Origin of the sequence: Chitinophaga pendula, from assembly GCF_020386615.1 — a bacterium.
GTDB lineage: Bacteria > Bacteroidota > Bacteroidia > Chitinophagales > Chitinophagaceae > Chitinophaga > Chitinophaga pendula.
In genome coordinates, this window is record NZ_CP077769.1 from 699111 (window position 1) to 721659 (window position 22549).

Here is a 22549-nt window from a genome sequence, read left to right on the forward strand (position 1 = left end):
TATCATGCCTACATATAAAGCGATCGGCCGTCCTTTCATGAGGGCGGCCGATCGCGTGTTGAATAGTTATGTCGGATGATTACAGTCCTTTCAGTTGCCTGATCCTGTCTATGAGGTCTGACATACGGCTGGAGTAGCCATATTCATTATCATACCATCCTACTACTTTGACGAGGCCACCTACGATAGAGGTAAGAGGGGCGTCGAAAGTGCAGGAGTAGGTATTACCCAGGATATCGACAGATACGATAGGATCTGTGGAATACTTCAGGATGCCTTTCAGGAATGTCTGGGAAGCCTCCAGGAAAGCGTTGTTGATGGCTGTTACGGTTGTCGGTTTGGCGAGTGTACAGGTAAAGTCGGTCAGGGAGCCGTTGAGTACCGGTACGCGTATGCCGGCGCCACCTATTTTACCATCGAGATGAGGGAAAATGGTGGTGACGGCTTTGGCGGCACCTGTAGTGGTTGGTATAATTGATGAAGAGGCGGCCCTGGCGCGGCGCAGGTCTTTATGTGGTGCGTCGTGCAGGTTCTGATCGCCGGTCATAGAGTGTACGGTAGTAATATATCCGTCGAGTACGCCCCAATTGTCATCCAGGACTTTCAGCATCGGAGCAACATTGTTGGTGGTACAGGATGCATTGGAGAGGATAGGGGACAGCAGATCGATCTGGTGGTCATTTACGCCCAGTACGACGGTGGGGATGTCTTTTTCGGAGGAGGGCGCCGAAACGATCACCTGGCGGGCGCCTGCCTGCAGGTGGATAGCAGCTTTTGCCCTGCTGGTGAACTTACCCGTGGATTCTGCCACCAGGTCTATATCGAATGTCTGCCAGGGGAGTTGATCCAGTGAGGTGTGGCATAGGACGGGAATGCGATGTCCGTCGACGATCAGGATATTATCTTCTACAGACACCTCACCGGGATATATACCGTGGATGGAGTCGAATTTGAATAAGTGTGCGAGCGTGGTGGCATCGGCAAGGTCGTTGATAGCTGCGACGGTGATACCTGTCTTGGTCAAAAGCCTGCGTAACGTGATCCTACCGATACGGCCAAATCCATTGATAGCGATTCTCATTGCTCTAGTCTGTTTTTTGCCCGGCAATATTACTGCATTCTCCGCTCTAAATGTTCATAGAAATATCTGGAACAAATAATAATTTACAGTGCCATAGCAAGTAGCGTAAGGGTGAAAAGCGGTGATGGGGGCAAAAAGGGGGGACAAATGAGGAGGGCGTCTGGGAATACTTTCCTTATCAATGTGAATTATATATATGGTTTATATAATTTAATTTTTTAATTATAACTTGATGGTATTTGTTGCTATTTTACGAGGAAAATCCGAGACTATCCTACCGGAAAACCGGAACGTGTTATTACTGCAATATAGATCTATATCGCGGGGCAATATTGATATAAAACCTGCTATATGAATACATTGGATGCTGAATTGGTAGTACAGCTAAAGAATGATGATGTGGCTGCTTTTGATACCCTATACTGGCGGTATCATGAGGCGGTGTACCGGAACATTTACAAATTTGTGAAAGAGCCTGCGATCACGGAAGATATATTGCAGGAGGTATTTACGAAGTTGTGGGAGAAGCGGCAGGAGATCAATGCGCATCAATCGGTAGCGGGTTGGTTGTTTGTGATCAGTTTCAACTTGTCGGTGAATTATGTACGTAAGCGCTTGCGTGAGCAGACGATGTACAAGAAGTTATTGTCTGTTGATCCGGAGGACGATTTGTCTATGGAAGGGCAGCATATGTATGAAGAGCAATATCATTTGCTGGAGCAGGCTATCGCACAATTATCGCCCAAAAAACAAACGATTGTCACACGTTGTAAGCTGGAAGGTAAGACTTATGAAGAGGTGGCGGATGAGTTGAGGATATCGCGTAATACGGTGAAAGAACACCTGTCTGATGCTATGTTGAAGCTAAACGATTATATACAGAAAAATGCCAAGCATAAATATGTTATACTGTTTTTATTGTTCCTGAACTATCACGAATAGTTGTTATCTCCTGATTATCCGGCCTGTAAATGCATTTTCCCAGCCTCCCTGTAAATTCCACGTTTTAAGAAAGCCCACTAAAGTATGCGTTACCTGGGAAGTAAATTGTTGTATATACTATTAAAAAAAATGTGTTTTTTTCTGTAAAAAACAGGGAAAGCGACCCCCCCATTTGAATTATTGTGTTGTATTTAAGTTAAATCGATGATCTCGTGGATAACAGAAAGGAACATCTCAAACAGTGGTTACAGGCAGCGAACTGGACATCCGGTGACCGGGAGTGGATGCTTCAATATCTGGACGGAGAAGATCTTTCTGAGTTAGAGGAGATGGCGGCGACTGCTTACGAGGCAGATATTGCTGCGGAGGCGCGGACGTTGGACAGGGGCCACTCGGAACAAATGTTAAAGCGAATACATCAGCATATTCAGCCGACCACGGTGTCTTACATACATACGATGTGGGCACACAGGTGGAAGGTTGCTGTGGCAGCCATGTTGCTGCTGATAGCGGGAATGGGATATTATACCTGGATGCATAGTAATTCCGGCCAGGTCTTTACCGCCAAGAAAGAACGGAAGACGCTGAAGCTGACGGATGGTACGACGGTATATCTCGAGCCTGGCGCTGAACTAACCTGTGAGAAAACCTTCGGGGATAAGACAAGGACGGTGCATCTGAGCGGAGAGGCTTTTTTTGAAGTAGCGACAGATGCGGTACATCCGTTTATGATCAGTACCTCCCTTATTCATACGACTGTATTGGGTACGTCTTTTAACATTGCTTCGGATGATCATGGCGACGCTAGTGTAACGGTGGTATCGGGAAAGGTAAGGGTGGTAGCTGTAGATGGGCATGGGCAGGGAGGTGTTGAGATTGGCGCCAACGAAGGAGTAACGTATAATAGTAGTCTTCGTCAGCTGGAAAGAGATGCAGATGCTACTCGTGATGCCAGGTATTTTGCGCAGAAGCAGGCGGGAAGATTTGTGTATAAAGGAGCCAGTATTGAAGACGTAGTTAATGACTTAGAGAGATATTATAACACCACCATAAGAACAGAAGAAAGAATAAGACAATGTGCTTTTTACGGAGATTTTAGTACCAGCGATGATCTGGAAAAATCCCTCACGCTGATATCCGTCGCACTTAATGCCAAGTTTAGTGTAGACAGTAGTGGAAAAGGATATGTGCTATCGGGAGGAAGCTGTCATTAATATCTTTATTGTTAAGTTAACCAATGAGCCCTATTATGACACAACGAAAATTATCGTCGGCAGGACCGGACTAACCACAACACCATATAAGGTTATCCATTAGGCGTAATGCCTTATTTATTGTTGATATTTTACTATACAGGTGGACCAGAGTTACCACCGGTAAGTGATCCGTATGCCTTAGGCAATATAAACAATCAAAATCAGAATCAGATGCGCGGGTAACTGCTGCTATTAGTCAACCGAAATTAAATCGCTTAAATGAGAAATAATCAGATAGTGCCAGCTGGTTAAGTTAACCATCACGTACCAGTGTTATCCTAGCAAAATAAACCTGTGCAATTACGCAGATTATGCTGACTGACTGACCGGTCCTCCTGGACTGGAATGGCGTCCTATTTTTTGAAGTGTAATAACAAGCAACATGTGCCAGATGATGCCCTTGTTTAGTATCCGTATGCTTATGCGGGTAGCTGAACTTCCTATGCTTGTACTTTCAGTGTTGTGCAGTGCTTTTACTATCCTGGCTGCACATCCTGCCAGTGCATCAAGTGCGGTTGATAAGAAGATATCCGTACAGCTAAAAAATGTTTTATTACGTGACGCATTAGATATTATCGGTGCGATCAATGGAGAGTCATTTATTTATGTAAGCAATGATGTATTGAATGAAAGTAAAGTAAGTATCAATGTACGTAACGAGCGTGTAGGCGTGATATTGCAGCAATTATTGAGTCCTTATGAACTGTCCTATAAAGTAGTATATAACCGTATTGTTATCCGTCCTGGTAGACGGAAAATGGGCCTTGGGTCCGACGATATCAATGAAAACCTGGTAGATGCCGGTCTGCAGCCGACAATCTTTGTAAAAGGGATGGTACTCACGGGTACGCACCAACCATTGCAGGGAGTAACGGTGAGCGTAAAAGGTACTCAACGTAGTACTGCTACAGGTAATGAAGGAACATTTGAACTGTCAGCGGTAGAAGAAGATGCTATATTGGAGTTGTGTATAGCCGGGTATAAAACTACAGAAGTAGCTGTAAGCGATTTCAAAGCAGGTGCGATGCCGATACAGCTTGAACAGGTGCAGACCGGCATCCTACCAGTAGCTTCGCCGAATAGCGTGGTAACGTCAGCTGCTTTACAGGTCAATAATGCTGCTCCGGCAGTATATGATCAGGTTAGCAGCCATAACGATAATAAATCTATCTGGCTGGTAGAAGGTGTGATGTTCTATGCGGCCCCTTCTTATGAGCCGGTACCATCCTGTAAACGTGCGGACTCTGTACGGATGAAGTTAATACAGGGCATTGTTTCCCGTGAGTTTGGTAATATCCTTTATCAGCCTGCCAAGTATCCGGCAGGGTTCAAGCATATCTCTTTCTCTCTTTATTGTTCATCCTGCGAGGATGTAAGCGATGCAACAGCACAAAACAGCGGCTTTGTAAATGCCTTTGCTATGCGTGATCCTGAACAGGATTTCATGCAGACGATGGAGATCATGTTGATAGACGGAAGAGCTGGTATTGAACGGATACTGGATGATATAAGCGGTGTGGAAAGAGATGCGGCGAAAGAGCGATTACGAAGAAAAGAAGCAATGGTGGTGCAATATTTCAGGGACGTCTGGGGCATGGATTTTTACCAGTTACAGCGTCATACAAAGACCACCTTATACAGACAGCTCCGGTAGGAGTGAGGCAAGCAACGAACCGACGGACAAATATATGCCCGTTCTCCCCTGTCGTCATACATGACGAGAGGGAATTGGCGGTAGTACAACATTTTTCTGGTAAGTACAAACAATTATAAAAACGATCACCATATATGAGAAATTCTACTGTTCCTATTCTGCGCAAAACAGCTATACTACTTGTTGTATTGCTTTCGTTTGTATCGCAGTTGACTGCGCAGGTGGACATCAGCATCGGCACAGGCACTACAGGCAACGGCTCAACTTCCTATCCCTGTCCCTTACAAGACTATTATGAAGGAACCCGTGCACAGTATCTGTTCACTGCTGCCGAATTAAGGGCAGCAGGTATGGGCCCCGGTATGATTAGCGGGCTTAAGATCAATGTGACCAACCTTCAATCCGGCGGGAAGATAGAACAATATGCCATTAAACTGGGCACTACTGCCGCCGCGAACCTGGATCTTAATAGCTGGGTACCTACAGGGGCTAGTTTATATGGTCCGGTAGACTATACGCCAGTCGTGGGTGCCAACACCTTCAACTTCGTTAGCGGATTCTTCTGGAATGGTACAGATAACCTGGTAGTCGAAGTCTGTAACGGTGATCCTGCAACGAACAGTGGATTATTCTATACTAACAACCCATTGGTACCTTGGACAACGGGGCTACCTTTTGTGGCTTCACACACTTACCGGGCAGATGATGAAGATAACCTCTGTGGTACGATCGAAACTGATAATAGCGGAGATGAAAATACCCGTCCTAACCTGACTTTCAGATGGACAGCTGCGGCTCCCTGTACAGGAACGCCAACAGCAGGTACTGCACAAACCAATACAGGATCTGTCTGTATAGGAGGTACTTTTACATTAAGTCTTACAGGTACTACCGTAGCTTCAGGGCTGACCTATCAATGGCAATCTTCTCCTGCTCCCGGCGGCACCTGGACTAACATAGCCGGTGCCACTGCCAGTAATTATACCGGTACACAGACCGTAAGTACGGTCTATCGTTGCGTAGTAACCTGTACCACCGGCGGCGCTACCGCAACCTCCGGTACAGTAACGGTTACTTCCCCGATAGCCGTATCAGGGACCTTTACTATTAATAAAGCACTGCCTACCGGCGGTACGAACTTCGCCTCCTTTAACGACGCCTATAATCATATTAAATGTGGTATCGGCGGCCCCGTGATATTTAATGTAGTCGCAGGCAGCGGCCCGTACAACGAGCAACTGATCATGACGCCGGTGCCCGGTGCATCTGCTACCAATACTGTTACCTTTAACGGTAATGCCGATACCCTGGCTTTCCTCTCTACAGCCGGTGGACAACGCGCAGTTATCAAACTGGACGGAGCAGACTATATTAAATTTGATAACCTGGTGATACAGGCGAAAGGCGCCTCCGGATCAGAATACGGATATGGTGTACAATTGATCAATGATGCGGATTTCAATACGATCAATAACTGTAAAATACTCATCAATACTACCAGCACCAACACCGGTTATGCTGGTATCGTGATATCCAGCTCTCACACTTCTCCCACCACAACTGGTGCTGCCAAATGTGATAACAATACCTTCAGTAATAACACGGTGATCGGTGGTTACTACGGCTTTGTTATGGTGGGTAGCATCAACGATGCGAACGGGAATAATAAGATCGTCAACAATAAATTTACTGATTTCTATAACTATGGTGCTTACCTGAGCGGGTCCTTTAACGCACTGGTAGAGGCGAATACATTTAGCCGTCCTGCCCGTACGACAGTAACCTCTTTCTATGGCGTGTACCTAACGGATCTGAATACCAAAGCACTGATCACCCGTAACCGCATTACCAATCCATTTGGTGGCGCTAGTACCAATACGGGTTCTTTCTATGGTATCTATTTTACCTCCGTAGATGCACTGAGCAGCTTGGAGAACTATGTTACCAATAACCTGATATATGGTCTGAATGGTAATGGTGATCATTATGGTATCTACAATAGCAGTTCAGACAACGTCTGGTATCTGCATAACACGATTTCACTGGATGCTCCTTCCGCCAACTCTACGAATGCATATGTGACGCGTGGTTATTATCAGACCTCTCAGGCAGATGGTGTTAATTTTGTAAATAACCTCATCTCCATATCCCGTGGCGGACAAAGTAGCAAAACAGCCATTCACTTTACCACTACCAGCGGTAGCTATGTGGTGAACAGGAACAACTACTTCATTTCCTCCACTACAGGAGCTGTTAATATTGGCTTCTATAATAATGCGGCACAAGCAACGCTCGCCAACTGGCAGACCGCCTCTTCTTTTGACGCAAACTCCATGACGGTTAACCCATTCTTCGAAGATCCGACTGCAGGTAACTATAAACCTACCAGTGCTTCGCTGGATAACCGCGGTACCAATGTCGATGTAGCTACCGACATTGTAAATGTCACCCGTAGTACAACTACGCCTGATATCGGTGCATATGAATATACGCCTGCACCCTGTACTGTGCCCCCTGTTGGTGGTACCGCTACGGTATCGAAGACACCTGTATGTATCAACACATCCGTATCACTTGGTTTGACGGGTGCTTCTATGGGCCTTGGACAGACCTACCAATGGCAGACCGCTACCAGCACAGGTGGACCATTTACCGCTATAGGTAATGTGTTGAGTATACCGGATACGATTATAGTGGCCTCTACCACTTTGTATTACCGGGTAGCACTCACCTGTAATGGCAATACGGCTTACTCTACACCCGTACTGCTGACCGTAGATCCGGCCCTGCCCGCAGGTACCTATACTATTAATAAGGCATTACCAACCGGCGGCACGAACTATACCAGTTTTGACGCAGCAAGGATCGCTTTACAGTGTGGTATAGCCGGACCGGTGGTGTTTAACGTGGTGCCCAACAGCGGACCCTATAATGAACAACTGGTGCTCGATAGTATAGCCGGTGTTTCTGCTGTGAATACCATCACCTTTAATGGTAATGGTAACGTGATCAAGTTTAGCTCTTCCAATACAGACGAACGTGCGGTGATCAAATTGAGGAGAGCGGACTATATCAGATTTGATAGCCTGACCATCGATGCTACCGGTACAGGTTCCTATGGTTACGGCGTACAGCTGATCAACAATGCCGACAACAACATCTTTACCCGTAACAAGATCATTGTCAATAATACTTCCACCAGTAGCGGATATAGCGGTATTATTATTAACTCCAGTGAGTCCGGTACTACCAGCAGTGGTACTACGCTCTGTGATAACAACGTGTTCGATAAGAATACTGTTACCGGCGGTTACTACGGTGCTACATTGGTAGGTGGCAGTGATCAGCCTGTTACCGGTAACAAGTTTATCAATAATAACTTCCAGGATGTATACTATTATGGAATATACCTGGCCTATAGCAGCAACACACTGGTAGAAGGTAATAGTATCAGTCGTCCCACCCGGACTAACTTTGGCTTCTCTTACTATGCCATCTATATCTCTACAGCCGGTAGCCCCGGATTGACGATCTCCAAAAACAAGATCTTTAACCCTTATGGCGGAGATGTGACCTCTACCAACGATTTCTACGGTATCTACCATAGCTACGCCGACGCTGTAGGTACACCTAGTATTGTTGCCAATAACATTATGTATAATATTAATGGTAGTGGTAGTCAATATGGCCTGTACAATGCAAGCAGTGATAACGTTAAATACTATCACAACACTATCTCACTGGATAATATAACTAATACCAGCACCGCTATTTCCAGAGGCTTCTATCAGACAAGTGATGCAAGCGATATTGATTTCAAAAATAATATCATTACCATCACCAGAGGTGGTACGGGTAGCAAACATGCAATCTACCTGGCTGCTGACCTGACAGGTATTGATGCTGACTATAACAACTACTATGTAAAAGGTGGTGGTACCGACAATAACGTAGGTTACAATGGTACAAACCAACCAGATCTGGCTTCCTGGAAAGCCGCCAGCGCGAAAGACGCCAATAGTACCAGCATCGATCCGGTATACGCAGACGTAAATACCGGTAACCTCGCCTCGGTGATTTCTCCGATGGATAATACCGGCACCCCTATACCACAGGTGACCTCTGATATAGTAGGCACAACAAGAAGCACGACCAAACCTGACGTGGGCGCCTTTGAGATCAGCATACCTGCTTGTACGGCTCCGCCTACCGGGGGTACATCTGTAGCTATCCCGAACTCCGGCATCTGTCTGGGTACAGAGATCGCACTGAACCTCACCGGTAACTCCAGCGGCGGTACTCAAACCTACCAGTGGCAAAGCGCAGCTACTGCTACCAGCACCACCTGGACAGATATCAGCGATCCGCTGTTCATCCCTAATTTCAAAACAGAACTGGGTCAGAATAACTATTTCCGTTGTAAGATCACATGTGGCGGACAGGTTGCCTACTCTGCAGTGGTACATGTTAACATGAACCCCGCATTACTGGCAGGTATTTACACCATCAACCCTGCGCTGCCTACAGGTGCGAAGAACTATCAGTCATTTACAGCTGCGGTGGCCGCCCTGGAATGTGGTATCACCGGCGCCGTTACCTTTAATGTGGCAGCGGGTACCTATACAGAACAGATCCGTATGCATAAGATCGCTGGTGCTGGCGTAGACAGCCGTGTAACCTTCCAGAGTGCAAATAATGATGCCAGCAGTGTGATATTGACCTTTGCACCGGCATCCGCCACTAACTATGTCCTCAAACTGGATAGCGCCAGCTACATCACTTATCGTGATATCACCTTTAAACCTACCGGCGGTACCAACGCACGTGCGATCGAACTCGCTAACCTGGCCGCTGAAGACAGCCTGTTAAACAATAAGATCGTATTACCGGTAACCAACAGTACCGGAACAGGTATAGTAGGTGTCTATGCTAATAATATCAAAGGGAAAAATAACGTCATCAAAGGTAATACTATCACCAATGGTGCCACTGGTATCTACTATGCCGGCGCATCCAGGACATTATCCGCACCTGGCCCCGTAATAGACAGCAATATCATCAACACCCCTTACGCCAATGCTATCTATACCAACTACACTTACCGGTTGGTGCAGAACAACAACAGGATCACCATCGCTACGCCAATGGCTTCCAGCGTATATGGTATCAATAACTCTTACGCGGATAGCTCCTATCAGGTAACCCGTAACGATATCAAGATCAGCAATGTTACCGGCACAGCCTATGGTATCTATATGAATACCTGTGAGGCCCAGCAGAAAGAACCAGGTAATATTGCCAGCAATAAAATCAATGCTTTAACTGCTAATACGGGTACACTCTACGGTCTGGATAACTATTACTCCAAATCCAACCGTGTTGTGAACAACGTGGTAAGTATCAAAACAAGTGGTTCCAGCTCTTACGCATTGTATAGTTATAACAGTGCCAATGTGAACTACTATAATAACTCCATACAGAGCACGGCAACTTCTTCCTCCAACAACGTGGCCGGCTACTTCTACCATAGCTCTTCTACCTATGGTAACATAGTACTGAGAAATAACATCTTCTCCCACGGTGGCGGTGGTAATGCAATGTATGTATACAACTCAGATAATATCAACAGTGACTATAATACCCTTTATACAACAGGTAATGTACTGGTGAAAAGAGGTACGCCAGCGGCTAACTACAATACGCTGCAGGCTTGGAGAGATGCTGCAATACTTGATCTGAGCTCCATTGTGTATAAACCAGCATTCGTTAATGACGAAGAACTGAAACCTGATGCTACCAACCCTGAATCATGGGCAATCCATGGTCGTGGTGTACAGGTAGCTGATAACGATAAAGATTTCGGTAACAATCCAAGACCCACTACGTTGACTACCGGCGTACCGGATATGGGAGCATATGAATTCCTCCCATCCGTACTGCCACCCGTGTTACCCGCAACTCCAGCAGTTCCTGCACCTGGTACAACGCAGACATTTATGTTCGGTACAGATACCGTGACCAAGATCATTTGGGCACCAGGTGCTAATGTACCGACTGAAGTAAATGTTAGAAGGTATTCAGGTGTAATACCGCCAGCATTACCTGCTAACTCCGAACACCTGTACTTCTACACTGACGTAGATGCAACAGGTACTGGCCCTTACAAATTCGAATATCAATTATACTATGTAGACTCCTGGCAAGGTTTTGTGAAGAAAGAAACAGATACAAGACTGGGTCGTACAGATGCTGCCAACACCTGGCAGGTGCGTACTACAAGCAAAGTCGATGACATCGCCAACGTCGTATCTGAAACAGATCTGACCTACCTGGATAAATTCACCGGTCTGACAGGTGGTACAACAGGAGCACCTCCGATCTTGCAGCCTGCAGATAGCTCCAACAGAGGTACCCGCTTCTGGGTAGGCTATGGCCACCACCAGTTCTTTGGTAGTGATAATACACAAAGTATGGTACTCTATCTGAGTGCGGAAGCAGCAGCCAACGTAACCGTAAGGATCAATGGAACTGCCTGGGTGAAACGCTATCATATTCCTGCTAACTCCGTGATCAGCAGTGACCTCATACCTAAGAACGGCTTGTTTGATGCCCGTTTGCTGGCGGAAGGACTGTCTGGCAAAGGTATCAGCATCGAAAGTGATACGCCGATAGTAGCCTATGCTCACATCTACGGTAGTGCTTCTTCTGGTGCCACTATGCTGCTCCCGGTAGGTACCTATGGATACGAGTACTACTCACTGGGTTCCAGACAAAACTATGGTAGCAACACATACTCCTGGTTATATGTAATAGCCGATCAGGACAATACAGCAGTAGAGATCACACCGGCAAGACCCACACTTGGTGGCCGCGCAGCAAATGTACCGTTTGTAGTGAACCTGAATAAAGGAGAGGTCTACCAGGTGCTTGGCGCTATACAGTCGGGATCAGAAGGATACGACCTGTCTGGCAGCCGGATACGCTCCGTGCAGAATGCAGATGGCAGATGTTTCCCTGTAGCCGTATTCTCTGGTAGCAGCCGTACAGGCCTCGGTTGTGGTGGTAGCGCTGGTGGTTCAGGTGATAACTACATCCAACAGAACTTCCCATCACAGGCATGGGGACGTAATTACCTGACAGCGCCGACTTCACAAAGTGATAACGCTACAGTATTATCAACCAACATCTTCCGTGTACTGGTGAAAGATCCGACCACTGTAGTGAAAAGAAATGGTGTTGCCTTAACGGGTCTGATCAACAACCGATTCTATCAATATGAAAGTAATACTGCCGATCGTATCGAAGCCGATAAACCGGTGATGATCGCTCAGTTCATGTCCTCTTCAGGCTCTTGCCCTGATACAAATGGCGATGGTGACCCTGAAATGATATATGTAAGTCCGATTGAACAGGGTATCAAAAAGGTAGGTCTGTATCGTAATACAAAAGAAAGTATCGATGTAAACTACCTGACGCTGATCATCCCGGATAATGGAGTAACCTCCCTGACGATAGATGGTTCCAATGTATTTGACCACGTATATGCACATCCTAACATGCCTGGATACAAAGTAGTAGTGAAACGTTGGGATGCAGCACAGGCACAATGTATCGTAACAAGTGATTCCGCCTTTACCGCTATCACCTATGGAATGGGTAGTGTAGAGAGTTATGGATACAACGCAGGTACACTGGTGAAAAACCTGAACATCCTGCCTTCATTCAATAACGTCTTCAATACTGGTGAATCCAGCAAGTACACTTGTGCTAAGACACCATTCCGCTTCTCACTGCTGGTATCTACCAAACCACAGGTATTGACCTGGCAGTTCAGCAAAGTCGCTAACCTCACACCTAATGTTGATGTGGTGCAGAATGATCCGGTGCCCGATGCAACGGTAATAGTGAATGGTAAAACATATTACAGGTACTCCGTAGCCGCAGACTATGTATTCTCGAAACCTGGAACCTACTATGTGCCTATCATCATGAAACATCCGGATATCGAAAGCTGTGGAAATAGCCTGGAAATAGTACTGCCTGTAAATGTGGTTGCAGCCCCAGTGGTTGACTTTACTACAGCTTACTCTGGTTGTATCGGAGATGTTGCACAGTTTGATGGCTCCGTAACTACCTCTACAGGTGTAGGCGTAAGCAAGTGGAACTGGGACTTTGCAGACAATACAACCGCCAGTATCAAAAATCCGACTAAGACCTTCACCACACCCGGTACCCGTAACGTAAAACTCAGCATCATAGCTGCAGAAGGCTGTATCGGGGATACCACCAAGGAAGTGGTAGTGAATGCACCAGTAGATGTAGCGTTAGTGAAAGATTCTGCCAAAGTGTGCGTGGGTACTGATGCAACATTTAACGTGCAGAATCCGGTGGCCGGAGTAACCTACAACTGGTACGATGCGCCGACAGGTGGTACACTAGTTGGCACCGGTGCCAGCTATACCATAAGCCAGGCGTCAGCATCCGGATACCTGTATGTAGAATCCGTGAAAGCTGGTTGTATAGGCGCTACCCGTGCGAAGGCAACGATCGAAGTGCTGCCCTTACTGGCTACGCCGGTAGTGACGGTGGATTCAATAGGTGTCAACACACTCCGCTTCAAATGGGCTGCTATACCTAATGCACTGGCCTACGAGGTGTCTACAGATGCCGGTACGACATGGTCTACACCGTCTTCCGGTACCCTGGGCTTGACCCATACAATATCAGGCCTGCGTCCGGCACAGAGTGTAACACTGGTCGTTAAAGCAAAAGGCTGTGAAGATAAGATCTCCGCACCAGTGACAGAAAAGACCCTGCCTGATGGCATATTCATACCAAATGCCTTCACACCAAATGGCGATGGCCTGAATGATGAACTGAAAGTGTATGGATACATCATCCGCGAAATGCACCTGATGATCTTCAACCAATGGGGTGAAAAAGTATTCGAAACGAATACGCAGAGCAGAGGTTGGGATGGTACCTACAAAGGTAAACCAGCGCCTTCCGGTGTATACATCTATGTGTGCAGAGTTAAATTAATAGATGGCTCTTCAGTAGATAAGAAAGGCTCAATTAACCTCCTAAGGTAAAATGAATAACAGATTGCCCGTAAGCAAAGAACAATAAAACAAAACATGGGCAGTCAGTATAACCAGCTGACTGCCCACACCAAAAAGTTGATCTGGTCATCATTTTAAAACAATCATTGATGTCAGGAATTTTAACACATTATCCGCTCATAGAACGATTGAGTAAACGGTCGTACCACTTCCTCGGAACAGTCGTATTGCTATTACTCAGTCTGTTCGCGTCCGCTCAGAACCTCTCAAACAGAGGAAAGGAATTCTGGGTAGGATATGGCCACCATCAGTTCATGGAACCTGGACAAAGTAACAGCCAGGAGATGGTGCTATACCTAAGTGCTGAACAACCGGCCAACGTAACCGTCCGTATCTTCGGAACCACCTGGGTAAGAAACTATACCATACCCGCCAACACGGTAATTGCTACAGAAAATATACCGAAAGCGGGTACCTTCGATGCTCGTCTCTATTCCGTACCGCCCAGCTTTGGGGGTACCGGTGGTGAAGGCGTATTTTCAAACAAAGCCATTCAGATCGTCAGCGATGTACCTATCGTTGCCTACGCGCATATCTATGGTAGCGCATCCTCAGGCGCCACTACGCTGATGCCGGTAGAGACATGGGGATATTCCTATATCTCCGTAAACAGTGAGCAGAACTATGCGGATAACTGTTTTTCCTGGATGTACGTAATAGCCAAAGAAGACAATACAGTAGTTGAGATCACTCCTTCCGTGCCGACCAGAAATGGCCGGCCGGCGGGAGTTCCTTTTAACGTAACACTTAACAGAGGACAAGCCTACCAGGTAGTAGGTGCCATGTTGACCGGCGGCAGAGGAAATGAACTGACGGGTACAACAGTTAAAGTAACATCTAATACGACGGGTGGATGTGCCCCCGTAGCTGTATACTCCGGTAGTAGCCGTACTGCTATCAGCTGTACGCCGGGGAGTGGAGGTAGCGGTGATAATAATATGCAACAGGTATTTCCCTTCCAGGCCTGGGGTAAACGTTATATCCTGGCGCCAACCTCTAACAGCAGCGGATCTGCCAGCCTGATGACCAATATCTATAAAGTAGTTGTCAAAGATCTTACCGCAGTAGTGAAAAGAAATGGTGTAGTACTAACAGGTTTGATTGCTAACTCCTACTACCAGTTCAATAGTAACACGGCCGATTACATAGAATCCGACAAGCCCGTATTGATCGCCCAGTTTATGGCGTCCTCCGGCGCCTGTCCCAATACTGGTGGCGATGGAGACCCGGAGATGGTGTATATCAGCCCCATAGAACAAGCCATTAAAAGAATCGGCTTCTATCGCAACACAAGAGAAAGCATCCGGATCAACTACCTCACACTGGTAATCCCTACACCAGGGATCGCCTCGCTGACAATAGATGGTGTCGCTGCCACTACCCCCGGTAGTGTTTATACCTATCCCGTACCTAACCTGGCCGGATATTCGGTGGTCGTTAAGAGATGGACAGCAGCGCAGGCACAGTGTATCGTACAAAGTGATTCCGCTTTTACAGCAGTTACCTACGGGCTGGGAAGTGTGGAAAGTTATGGCTACAATGCAGGTACGTTAATCAATAACCTTAACGTAGTCGGCTCTATTCAGAACGAATACAATAACAACGGTACCTCCAATGACTTCACCTGTACACGTACACCTGTAAAGCTATCCGTACTAGTTGCTTATCAGCCTACGAAAATGGTTTGGAGGATCAGTCAGCTCGGTACCGCTATTACCCCTAATGCAGATGTAATAGATAACGCACCGGTTGCTGCCGGCACTGCAATAATTAAAGGAGTGACCTATTATAAATATACCCTGCCTGGTACTTACGAATTTAGTGCAACAGGCAATTATCAAATACCCATTTCATCCACACATCCTAGTATAGAAAACTGTACACATACCGAAGATGTGAAGTTCGAAGTGATCGTAAAAAACAAACCGGATGCAGACTTTACCTATGACTTCACTGGCTGTGTAAAAGATACCGTATACCTGAAAGCTAAACCAGGGACCGGTGGTTTTGATCTCGATCGCTGGAAATGGGAATTCCCGGATGGAACAACACAGACAACAGAAAACGCCAAAAAAGTACTGGCTGTCGGTACCCCCACCGTAAAACTGACGGTAATATCCAAAGATGGTTGCGTAGGTACTGCAGAAAAACAAATTACAGTAGCTGCAATACCAGTAGCTAGCTTCACCACATCCTCACCTTCCATATGCGAAGGCAGCAACCTTACCATCACCGATAATTCCACCTATGGAGGAACGGCGCCGCTGAAATCCTGGTACTACGATTTCGGCAACGGTAATAACGTAACCGTAGCAGATGCTACCCCACAAACAGCCGCATACGCCGCTTATAACAGTTATACGATTCAGCATGTGGTAAAAGTAAGCGACCTCTGTGTGAGCGATACTGTTAAAAAGGTCATTCCGGTATACGCCAAACCTAGATTGGCATATAACTATCCACAGGATTGTTTACCGGTAGATGGTATAGTGCAGTTTACAAGTAATACGACTGTACCCGACGCACAGACCTTTACTACCTATGCTTGGAATTTTGGTGATGCCAACGCAACACCTGCCAACCCGAACACATCGGCAGTGGCTAACCCAACCCACACCTACAGCACATTTGGTACCTATACAGTGAAGTATACCGTGACGACCGATAAAGGTTGTACGAAAGACTCCGTGGCAGATATTAAATTTAACCTGAAACCTAAATTGAGTTTCGCTCCGCCAGCTGGTGTATGTATCAACGAAAAAGGTCCAATCGCCTTATCTAATGCAAAAGTGGAGAATGGCGTAGTAGGTAAAGGACGTTATCGCGGACCAGGTACAGATGCGACGGGCAACTTCACACCTTCCGTTGCTGGTGCCGGTACACATACTATCTGGTACATATTCGATACAGATGCGGGTTGTTCCGATTCAGTATCCACTACAATAGCAGTATATCCTAAACCAGTCGCCACTTTTACCGCTGATCAGAACGTTTGTCTGGGTGTCGCTGCCAATATCAACGATCAGTCTACAGGTAATATCACTTCCTGGAAATGGGCCTTCGGTGATGGTACAACCGCTACCTATAATACCAATGCGGCGTTTACCCGTAGTTATGGTACAAAGGGGACCTATGAGGTGAAACTCGTCGCTGTAAGTAACAACAGTTGTGAAAGTGATACCGGTCGTGCTACGATCAACGTAAGACCACTGCCGGTAGCAGACTTTGCACTGCCTGCCACTATTTGTATGCCGGAAGGAAAAGCGCTGTTCACCAACCAGTCAAGATCAGAAGATAATAGTGCATTGACATATACCTGGAATTTTGGCGATGGAAGCGCGACTGCCACCGACCTTAATCCAACCCATACCTACGCCACAAAAGGTCCGTTCAATATCGTCCTAATAACCAAATCCGCCTTTGGATGTACCAACAGGACAGAGAAAGCCCTGGATGCTTTCTTCGATCAGCCGGTAGCTGCATTCACAGTAGAACCCGACGTACTTTGTCAGGGAGCAGATAATGTATTCACTGACCAGAGCACCGCTCCTAACAGTACTATCAAGTCCTGGGCATGGGACTTCGGCGATGGCACCACCGCATCGAATAGTAATCCGGTGAAACGTTATACAGGATATGGCGTATTCCCCGTAAAACTTACCGTTAAAAACGCTGCGGGTTGTATCTCCGAAATCGCTAGCAAACCAGTGACAGTATATCTGCAACCCATTATAGAAGCCGGCCCTTCATTCGTTGTAACTCAAGGAACCATCGTAACCTTCAAAGCCACCGCCAACGATCCTACGGCGCTGACCTTCCGTTGGACCCCTCCGGGCGATCTGGTAAACGCTACCGTACTCCAGCCAACATTAAAAGCGATGAAAGATGAAACCTATACACTCACCGCTACCGGAGATGGTAATTGTGCCGCTACCGATGTAGTGACCGTCAAAGTGCTCAAACCGGTGAATCCGCCCAATGCATTTACACCTAATGGTGATGGCATCAATGACAAGTGGGTGATCACCAACTTGTCAGAGTATCCCGGATGCATAGTGGAAGTGTTTAACAGGTACGGACAGCGGGTATTCCGCTCCGAAGGATACGGTACAGCATGGGATGGTACCAGCAATGGTAAGGTCCTGCCCCTCGCTACCTACTACTACGTAATACGGCTGAAGAATGGATTTGATCCTCTGACAGGTTACGTAACCATCCTGAAGTAACAGACTGATATACTCAAGAAAATTGTTCATGCATAATACTGACAGCAAATGAAAAATACTATCGTGGCCCTGTTTATGTTGGTCGCTATCCAGTTTGCAGCGATGAAAGTCAAAGCACAGGCCGATCCACATTTTACACAATACTATGTATACCCGGCTTGGCTAAACCCTTCCCTGACCGGTGCCTTTGATGGCGACTACAGAGTATCAGCTATCTACCGTACACAATGGGGAAATGTAAGTGGCCCGTTCTCTACATTCGGCGTGTCCGGAGATATCTCCACTGGTAAAAATGCCAACTTTGGCGTAAGTGTCCTCAATCAATCTGCAGGCGATGGCGGATATAATTATACAACCGGCTATGGCAGCTTCTCTTATTCCGGTGTGAAACTGGGACCAGCTGAAACCCACCGCCTCGTATTCGGCTTACAGCTGGGATTCATACAGCGTAAGTTCAATCCTTCCAAACTCACCTTTGGTGACCAATGGAATCCCATCACCGGTTACAACCCGGGCAATGCTTCCAGGGATGGACTGACACGTAATACCGCTGCCTCGTTTGATGCAAGCGCAGGCGTACTGTATTATGATGCACAACCGGGTAAAAAATATAACATCTTCGGGGGCTTCTCCGTATCGCATCTTACCCGCCCACAGGATCAGTTCAGCACTAAAGGAGATGCCCGCTTCCCCTTGCGCTTCACCGGTCACGCAGGTATCAGGATGGTACTTTCTGATAAAGTAAGCCTTACGCCTAATATCTTATACATGAAGCAAGGCTCCGCTCAGGAGAAAATGGTAGGCGCCTACGCACAGGTACTCGCAGCCCCTGGTACCGACCTGATGCTGGGTGCCAACTATCGCTTTGAAGATGCATTATCTCCTTACGTAGGTTTTACCTACAAAGGCATGATGATAGGCGCAAGCTATGATATCAACACCTCCGACCTCGGCAAAATAGCCAATGGCTCTAACAGCTTTGAAATATCAATCTCTTTCATCGGAAGAAGAAAAGCAAGAACACCAGAAGTAGAATTCGTGTGCCCGAGATTATAAACGCTTCTCTACGACGATATCAGTTAAAACAAAGCAACCGGAACAAGCCACTCCAAACACGAAAAACTCATGAAAAGAATCTTATTCACGGCAACCATACTATTCAGTGTGATCCATGCAAATGCACAGTTCACATACGACTATCTGAAGGCCGCCGATAACTATTATAAAAGGGCCGACTACGCCTCTGCTGCTCAGTATTATGAAAAATACCTGGGCAACCGTAAAAAGGTACGCAAAGAGGCCTATAACCCCTACGTAGCTCAGGGTTCTGTATTGAAACCTGTAGCTAACGCCAGCAGTGAACAACAAGCCGTATATCAGCTGGCAGATAGCTACCGCCAGCTCAACAACTACCAAAAGGCGGCCCCCTGGTACGAAGAAGTGTTGGAGTTCGATAAAACCAAATATCCGCTAGCGCCATATTACTACGCTACCTCCCTGCGAGCGCTGGCGAAATATGCGGAGGCAGAAAAAGCATTCAGCTATTTCCTGGAAGGATACAGCACAGAAGATAAATATCGTACAGCTGCCGAACGCGAAGTGAAAAACCTGCGCTTTATTCAGGAACAGCTGGGCAAAAAGGATTTACACCTTTATACCATCAACAAAGCAGGTGCAGGCTTGAATGCAACAGGCGCAAGCTACGCACCCGTATGGCTCGATGAAAACAAATTGCTCTTCACTTCCACCCGCCCGGATAACAAATCCGGAAGCCATGTGTACATCAACAGGGTATACCAAGCTGAAGTAGTGAACGGCGTAGCTGGTAAGATCACAAAAACCGAACTACCACAACCTGCTGCCGGCCACCAGGGCGTAGTAAGCCTCACACCAGACGGACAGGCACTGTTCCTAACCCGCTGGACAATTGCAAATGGTAAAAAGACGTCCGCTATCTATACCAGCAAAAGAAATGGAGATAAATGGAGCGACCCCGTATTGCTGGATGCTACTATCAATGTACCTGGTGCCAACACCCAACAGCCCTTTGTATGGCCTGATGGTAAGTTCCTGTTGTTTGCCAGCGACAGAAGCGGTGGCTATGGCGGATTCGATATCTGGTATGCACCTATCAGCGAAGATGGAAAAGTAGGACCTGCTGCTAACCTGGGAGAGGTGATAAATACCCCCGATAATGAACAAGCGCCTTTTTACTATGCGCCCACCGCAACATTAGTATTCTCCGGCGATGGCCGCGTAGGCATGGGTGGATATGATTTCTTCTACAGCAAAGGATCTATCGGCAAATGGTCCGAGCCGGTGAATTTCGGTCACCCGGTCAACTCCATAAAGGATGATATCTATTTCGTAAACAGAGGCACCGTAAAGAACATCCTCGAAGAGGTGTTCCTCAGTTCCGATCGCTCCGCAGAATGTTGCCTGGAACTGTTCTCACTACATCGTGACAGACTGCCCAAAAAGATATCAGGTATAGTGGTAAGCTGCGATGGCCATACACCACTGCCCGGTGCCACCGTCAATATCGTCGATCCCGCACAGGATAATAAGATCATACATACACAGATCACAGGCGCAGATGGTTCCTACGCATTCAATCTGCCGGACTACCAGCCATTGAAGGCAGAAGCCGTAGCAGATGGATACCATGGTAATACATTGCAGGTAAGCGTGCCGGCAGATGATGAATCGCTGACGCTGACCACACCGGAGCTTTGCCTGGTGAAGATCGTGACGCCTGCCAAACCAGAAATACTGGAAAATGTGTATTACGACTTCAACGTAGCCACTTTACGTCCGGAATCATATCCGGCATTGGATAAACTGGTAGAAGTACTCAACCAGCATCCGGAAAGAGTGATCGAACTCAGTGCGCACACGGATAGCAAAGGAGGTAAGAAATTCAATCAGCGCCTGTCTGAAGCGAGAGCGAAAAGCTGCCTGGAATACCTGGTGGAAAAAGGTATCGATCGTAGCCGCCTCAAATACAAAGGATATGGAGCAAGCAAACCAATCGCTCCTAACGAAAATCCTGATGGTACAGACAATCCGGAAGGTCGTCAGCAAAACAGACGTACCGAGTTTACGGTGTTGAGTAATTAATGCAAAGCACCGGCTGCCTGCCTGACCTGGTAACGATCAGTCAGTCAGCCGGTACCTAGCCTCTCCGACAAATACGTTGCAAATGAATAAGAAATATCTTGTGATGATCCTGCTGGTAATGACTGTATATATTAACGGTCACGCACAGCAACAACCGCACTACACACAGTATATCATGAATACCTTCATTGTCAACCCGGCAGTAGCAGGTATTGAGAACTACTGGGATGTACGTGCCAGCCATCGCCATCAATGGGCAGGGCTGAACGGATCTCCTGTCACCACTTATCTGACCGTACATGGTCCACTGCGTAAATCCGATTTTCCACATTCTTCTCCAACAGGTTTTGATCCTCAGGGCGAAAATCCCCGCGGAAAAGCATACTGGAAAGACTATGAAGCGCCAGAACCACACGCCGGCGTAGGCCTCACCGTTATCAATGATCGCACCGGCCCACTAAGCAGGTTCTCTGTAGCAGGTACGTATGCACACCATATTGGTATAGCTCCGCGTACCGCACTGAGCGCCGGTATTTCCGTAGGAATGCAATCCATATCATTGGATGCCCGCAAACTCAATTTGCTGGACCCCAACGATCCGGCAATCGGTGGATACGGACAGCTGAATCGCTGGAAACCCGACATCAGCGCAGGCCTATGGCTTTACTCCGCTGACTATTTCGCGGGTATCTCCGCACAAAATATCGTTCCATTCGATATAAAATTCGATAACGATCGTATCACCGCCGATTCCGTAAAACGGGGTAAACTGCTCCCTCACCTCTTCTTCACCACCGGCTATCGCCTATGGCTGAATGAAGACCTGACATTGCTGCCTTCCGTAATGGTAAGATATATGTCTTCCATCCCCGTAAGTTTCGACGTGAACGCAAAAGTACAATACCGGGATCGCGTATGGGGCGGAGCTTCCTATCGCATCAACGACGGATTTGCTGCTATGCTGGGCGTTAATATCAATGCTACTTTCAATATAGGATACTCCTATGATTATACCGCTTCATCGCTGAACAATGTGAGCCGGGGTACACATGAGATCATGATCGGTCTGCTGTTAGGAAATGGCTACCGCGATCTGTGCCCGAGAAATGTCTGGTAACAAAATGACAAACACACCATTGTTCATCAAT

At 47.0% G+C, this 22549-nt stretch carries 9 protein-coding genes; 8 read left to right on the forward strand and 1 reads right to left on the reverse strand.

Translation table 11 applies throughout. From position 1 onward, the window contains the following. Window positions 1-79: 79 nt before the first annotated feature. The gene (gap, locus tag KTO58_RS02850; RefSeq protein WP_095840838.1) at window positions 80-1081 is read right to left on the reverse strand and encodes a type I glyceraldehyde-3-phosphate dehydrogenase; all 1002 of its coding nucleotides are present in this window, start codon (window positions 1079-1081) and stop codon (window positions 80-82) included. Window positions 1082-1432: 351 nt separating this feature from the next. Here gap and KTO58_RS02855 point away from each other — a divergent pair, with 351 nt between their 5' ends. The 8 genes from KTO58_RS02855 to KTO58_RS02890 all read left to right on the forward strand — a co-directional run bounded on the left by KTO58_RS02855 (window position 1433) and on the right by KTO58_RS02890 (window position 22518). Next, a complete protein-coding gene (locus KTO58_RS02855) occupies window positions 1433-2023 on the forward strand; it encodes an RNA polymerase sigma factor (RefSeq protein WP_095840837.1) in 591 nt (196 codons plus the stop codon). A gap of 212 nt (window positions 2024-2235) precedes the next feature. Next, a complete protein-coding gene (locus tag KTO58_RS02860) occupies window positions 2236-3237 on the forward strand; it encodes a FecR family protein (RefSeq protein ID WP_095840836.1) in 1002 nt (333 codons plus the stop codon). 484 nt (window positions 3238-3721) lie between these two features. Further along, entirely contained in the window at window positions 3722-4933 is a 1212-nt protein-coding gene (locus KTO58_RS02865; protein ID WP_198315041.1) for a substrate import-associated zinc metallohydrolase lipoprotein, read from the forward strand. A gap of 134 nt (window positions 4934-5067) precedes the next feature. Next, entirely contained in the window at window positions 5068-14025 is an 8958-nt protein-coding gene (locus KTO58_RS02870) for an Ig-like domain-containing protein (protein WP_157753225.1), read from the forward strand. Window positions 14026-14144: 119 nt separating this feature from the next. Then, complete coding sequence (locus KTO58_RS02875; protein WP_095840833.1) at window positions 14145-18281, forward strand: PKD domain-containing protein; 4137 nt, start codon at window positions 14145-14147, stop codon at window positions 18279-18281. Window positions 18282-18329: 48 nt separating this feature from the next. Then, complete coding sequence (locus KTO58_RS02880; protein ID WP_095840832.1) at window positions 18330-19337, forward strand: PorP/SprF family type IX secretion system membrane protein; 1008 nt, start codon at window positions 18330-18332, stop codon at window positions 19335-19337. Between the two features lie 69 nt (window positions 19338-19406). Next, window positions 19407-21401, forward strand: a complete 1995-nt coding sequence (locus tag KTO58_RS02885) for an OmpA family protein (protein ID WP_095840831.1) — start codon at window positions 19407-19409, stop codon at window positions 21399-21401. A gap of 82 nt (window positions 21402-21483) precedes the next feature. Further along, the gene (locus KTO58_RS02890; RefSeq protein ID WP_095840830.1) at window positions 21484-22518 is read left to right on the forward strand and encodes a PorP/SprF family type IX secretion system membrane protein; all 1035 of its coding nucleotides are present in this window, start codon (window positions 21484-21486) and stop codon (window positions 22516-22518) included. Window positions 22519-22549 lie beyond the last annotated feature (31 nt).